General features: G+C 44.5%; 4 protein-coding genes. 3 read left to right on the forward strand and 1 reads right to left on the reverse strand.

The window, feature by feature from the left end:
• Window positions 1-355 precede the first annotated feature (355 nt).
• From alaS to csrA, 3 genes are all read left to right on the forward strand, one after another.
• The gene (alaS, locus tag Q4519_RS21330) at window positions 356-2,956 is read left to right on the forward strand and encodes an alanine--tRNA ligase (protein WP_303515900.1); all 2,601 of its coding nucleotides are present in this window, start codon (window positions 356-358) and stop codon (window positions 2,954-2,956) included.
• Window positions 2,957-2,969: 13 nt separating this feature from the next.
• Window positions 2,970-4,202, forward strand: a complete 1,233-nt coding sequence (locus Q4519_RS21335) for an aspartate kinase (RefSeq protein ID WP_303515902.1) — start codon at window positions 2,970-2,972, stop codon at window positions 4,200-4,202.
• A 103-nt stretch (window positions 4,203-4,305) separates the two neighbouring features.
• The gene (gene csrA / locus Q4519_RS21340) at window positions 4,306-4,488 is read left to right on the forward strand and encodes a carbon storage regulator CsrA (protein ID WP_232803417.1); all 183 of its coding nucleotides are present in this window, start codon (window positions 4,306-4,308) and stop codon (window positions 4,486-4,488) included.
• A gap of 243 nt (window positions 4,489-4,731) precedes the next feature.
• On the opposite strand, the gene Q4519_RS21345 is transcribed toward csrA, so the two are convergent.
• Window positions 4,732-4,918, reverse strand: a 187-nt coding sequence (locus Q4519_RS21345; RefSeq protein ID WP_303515907.1) for a hypothetical protein, incomplete at its 5' end; no start/stop codon positions are given.

The following is a 4,918-nucleotide window of genomic DNA, read 5'->3' on the forward strand; positions in this document are numbered from 1 at the left end:
TGTTGAGTGTGCGCATTTAATTTTGTCAGTGGGGAGCGGTTGCTCAGCTTAGTCAGCCATAGGCGGATAAATGTTTATTATCCGATTTTGAAATAGCTCGGTTTACTTTTCCCTGGTGTTTCACCGTGATATTCATGTTGAGTGTGCGCATTTAATTTTGTCAGTGGGGAGCGGTTGCTCAGCTTAGTCAGCCATAGGCGGATAAATGTTTAGTATCCGATTTTGAAATCGCTCGGTTTACTTTTCCCTCGTGTTTCACCGTGATATATTGTGCGCATTTAATTTTGTCTATTTTACGGTTAAGCAATGAGGCTTACCGTAAATGGTTATATTCAGTTTATTTGGAACCTAATTCATGAGCCAATCCACAGCTGAGATCCGTAACGCGTTTCTTGGATACTTTGAAAGTAAGGGACACCAAAGTGTCGCTAGTAGTCCACTTGTTCCTGGTAATGATCCCACGTTGCTGTTCACCAACGCTGGTATGGTTCAATTTAAAGACGTGTTTTTGGGCATGGATCAGCGCCCATATACTCGTGCTACATCAAGCCAGCGCTGTGTTCGTGCTGGTGGTAAGCATAACGATTTAGAAAATGTCGGTTATACCGCACGTCACCATACTTTTTTTGAAATGCTAGGTAACTTTAGCTTCGGTGATTATTTCAAACGTGAGGCGATTAGCTTTGCTTGGGAGTTTTTAACTGAAGTTGTTAAATTGCCAAAAGAAAAACTCTGGGTCACGGTTTTCGAAGAAGATGATGAAGCTGCGGACATTTGGCTAAAAGAAATGGGTGTACCAGCTGATCGCTTATCTCGCATTGGTGCCAAAGATAACTTCTGGTCAATGGGTGATACTGGACCTTGCGGGCCATGTACTGAAATTTTTTATGATCATGGTGAACATATTTGGGGTGGTCCTCCAGGAACACCTGAAGAAGACGGTGATCGCTACATCGAAATATGGAACCTAGTATTCATGCAATTTAACCGTCATGCCGATGGCACGATGGAGCCTTTACCTAAGCCTTCGGTGGACACCGGTATGGGGCTTGAGCGTATTGCAGCTATTTTGCAAGGTGTGCATTCAAACTACGAAATCGACATTTTTCAAGCGCTGATCAAAAAAACGGCTGAAATTACTGGTGCAAAAGATTTAGAAGATAAATCGTTGCGGGTGGTGGCTGACCATATACGCTCTTGTAGCTTTTTGATTGCTGATGGCGTAATGCCTTCAAATGAAGGTCGCGGTTATGTACTGCGCCGTATTATCCGTCGTGCGGTGCGTCATGGACATAAGTTAGGTGCTACCGACACCTTCTTTTATAAGCTGGTTGCTGAGCTTGTTAAGCAAATGGGTGAGGCGTATCCAGAGTTAACTAAACAACAAGCCATAGTTGAAAAAATGCTTAGACTCGAAGAAGAGCAATTTGCAAAAACGCTCGATCGTGGTTTGGCTATTCTTGATGATGCGTTGATGCAACTTAAGGGAACGACTATCCCAGGTGAATTGGTATTTAAACTGTATGATACCTATGGCTTCCCTGCCGATTTAACGGCTGATATCGCTCGTGAACGTGAGTTAGTAATTGACCAAGATGGCTTTGAAGCGGCAATGCAAGCTCAACGTGAGCGAGCACAAAAAGCGAATAGCTTTGGTACAGATTATAACGACGCTATTAAGGTTGAGCATCAAACTCGCTTTTTAGGTTACAACGTAACCGACAGTAAAGCGAAGATCGTTGAGATGTTTAAACAAGGTGAGTCGGTAGCTAGCCTAACTCAAGGCGAAGAAGGGATTGTTATCTTAGGTGAAACACCTTTCTATGCTGAGTCAGGTGGCCAAGTGGGTGATACCGGTGAGATTCAATTTCCAGGTGGCGCTTTTGTCGTGACGGATACACAAAAGTCCGGTAATGCATTTTTACATCACGGTTATATGTGTGGCGCTAAATTATCCGTTGGTGAAGAGATCATTGCGGTAGTTGATGAGCAAAAACGCAAAGCCATTGCCTTAAACCACTCGGTGACTCACTTACTGCATTCGGCATTACGTCATACTTTAGGCGATCACATCGGTCAAAAAGGCTCATTAGTGGATAGCGAGAAATTACGTTTCGACTTTTCTCATTTTGAACCGATGACCATGGAATCGATTCGTCAGGTTGAGTTTCTGGTGAATAAAGCCATTCGCGACAACTTCGAAGTGATCACTAAGGTGATGAACATTGAAGAAGCAAAAGCGTCGGGTGCTATGGCGCTATTCGGCGAAAAATACGATGAAATGGTTCGCGTGGTACAAATGGGCGACTTTTCTACCGAGCTTTGTGGTGGTACTCATGCCAAGCGCACAGGTGATATAGGTTTTTTCAAAATTATCTCTGAAGGCGGTATTGCTGCGGGTATTCGTCGTATCGAGGCGGTTTCAGGCCCAGCCGCTATCGACTTCATTCATAACTTAGGTGAGCAAATCCAGCAAACTCTTGATCTAGTAAAGGGTGATCAATTCACCATTGGCGCTAAAGTACGTCAAGTTATTGATCGCTCAAAAGCCCTAGAAAAAGAGCTTGAGCAGTTAAAAGCCAAAATGGCGAGTCAAGCGGGTGCTGATTTAATTGGTCAGGCGATAGAAATGGGTGGCACCAGAGTGGTGGTGGCACACTTAGATGGTATCGAGCCTAAAGCGCTGCGTTCATCGGTTGATGAGCTGAAAAACAAATTGCAATCTGGCATCGTGTTTTTAGCGACTGTAAGCGAAGGCAAGGTAAGTTTGATCGCTGGTGTTACCAAAGATTTAACCGCTAAAGTAAAAGCGGGAGAATTAGTAAATATGGTCGCTATGCAAGTAGGCGGGAAGGGCGGTGGTCGTCCTGATATGGCCCAAGCAGGTGGTACTGACGCGGCAGCATTGCCTGACGCATTGAAATCTGTTCAACCTTGGTTAGAACAACGTCTGTAAAAGGAATACGCACGTGGGTGTAATAGTTCAAAAATACGGTGGTACCTCAGTAGGTACTCTTGAGCGAATCGAAGCAGTCGCCGAGAGGGTAAAGCGGACCAAAGAGCAGGGCCATGATGTTGTTGTGGTAGTGTCTGCTATGTCTGGTGAAACTAATCGCTTGATTGGTATGGCAAAAGAACTAGACTTAGATGCCAGCCGCCGTGAAATGGATGTATTGGTGTCAACGGGTGAGCAAGTCACTATCGCACTACTGACTATCGCTTTGCATAAAGTAGGTGTTGATGCGGTGTCGATGACTGGCGATCAGATGCGGATGAAAACTGACTCAAGCCATAGTAAAGCGCGCATTTTAGATGTTGAAACTGATAACCTAAAACAGCACATCGCTGAGGGTAAGGTTGTTGTCGTTGCGGGTTTCCAAGGTCGTGATGAGTTAAACAACATCACTACTTTAGGTCGTGGTGGTTCAGATACCTCCGCTGTAGCGGTGGCAGCTGCATTAAAAGCTGACGAATGCCAAATCTACACCGATGTTGATGGTGTTTACACTACTGACCCACGTATGGTGCCTCAGGCGCGTCGCTTAGATACTATTACGTTTGAAGAAATGCTTGAAATGGCGAGTTTAGGGGCCAAAGTTCTGCAAATTCGCTCGGTTGAATTCGCCGGAAAATACAGTGTACCCCTACGCGTACTATCAAGTTTTAAAGAAGGCTCTGGCACCTTAATTAGTTATGAGGAAGTAAACATGGAATCTCCTGTTGTATCAGGTATTGCGTTTAATCGTGACGAAGCGCGTTTAACTATTTGCGGTGTGCCAGACGAACCTTCAATGGCCGCTCGCGTATTATCACCGATTGGTGATGCCGGCATTGATATCGATATGATAGTGCAAAACACGTTAGGTGATGGTAAAGCGGATTTCACCTTCACTGTACACCGTGATGACTACCGTCGTGCGACTGAACTTTTAACCGCTGTCGCAAAAGAAGTTGGCGCAAAAGGTGTACAAGGTGATGAACATATCGCCAAGGTGTCTATAGTTGGTGTAGGGATGTGGAATCATCCTGGCGTGGCTAAAACCATGTTTGAAGTATTGGGACATGAAAATATTAACATGCACCAGATTTCAACATCAGAAATCAAGGTGTCAGTATTAATTGATGAGAAGTACTTAGAGCTTGCGGTACGCTCGCTACACACTGCATTTGGCCTGGACGCTGAGCCAGAAGAAGGCAAATAGGCGAAAACCCTTATGCTTTAGAGGATATTGGGTATTACCTTTTTGATTAATATATGGATAATGGGATCCAATAAAGCAGAATAATGGAAACAAGGAGCTGTAAATGCTAATTTTGACTCGTCGTGTAGGTGAAACTCTGATGATCGGTGACGAAGTGACAGTGACTGTTCTAGGAGTTAAAGGAAACCAAGTGCGCATCGGTGTGAATGCACCAAAAGAAGTCTCTGTTCATCGTGAAGAGATTTATATGCGCATTCAGGCGGAGAAAGGCCCTGACCAGTTTTAATGCTAACAAATTGTAAAAAAGGAGCTTAGGCTCCTTTTTTTGTACCTGAAAAACGACATCGATAAGTTAATCTAACCAAGCTAGCGAGATGACTCGTTTGCTGAGCGCTCTTTTGGTCGTTAGGTGTATATCGCAATATAGCAGAGGACTCCGTTATTCAATTTCTGAATGGCACCTTGTGATAAGAGGCTTTGCAAAAGAGGAATGCGACCTTTTTATGTGATTTACCTCACTTTTATCTCGTTAAAACCTCATAACTTCGACAGTCTGTTTAAGAACTGTTCGAACAGAGCCTTTTTCTGAAAAACTGTTTGACATATTTTCGGCTGCGGGTAATATGTGCGCCACCAGAACGGTGAGGTGGCCGAGTGGCCGAAGGCGCTCCCCTGCTAAGGGAGTATGGGGTTTGTAGCCCCATCGAGGGTTCAAA

Origin of the sequence: Motilimonas sp. 1_MG-2023 (genome assembly GCF_030547455.1) — a bacterium.
Taxonomy (GTDB): domain Bacteria; phylum Pseudomonadota; class Gammaproteobacteria; order Enterobacterales; family CBDFNC01; genus Motilimonas.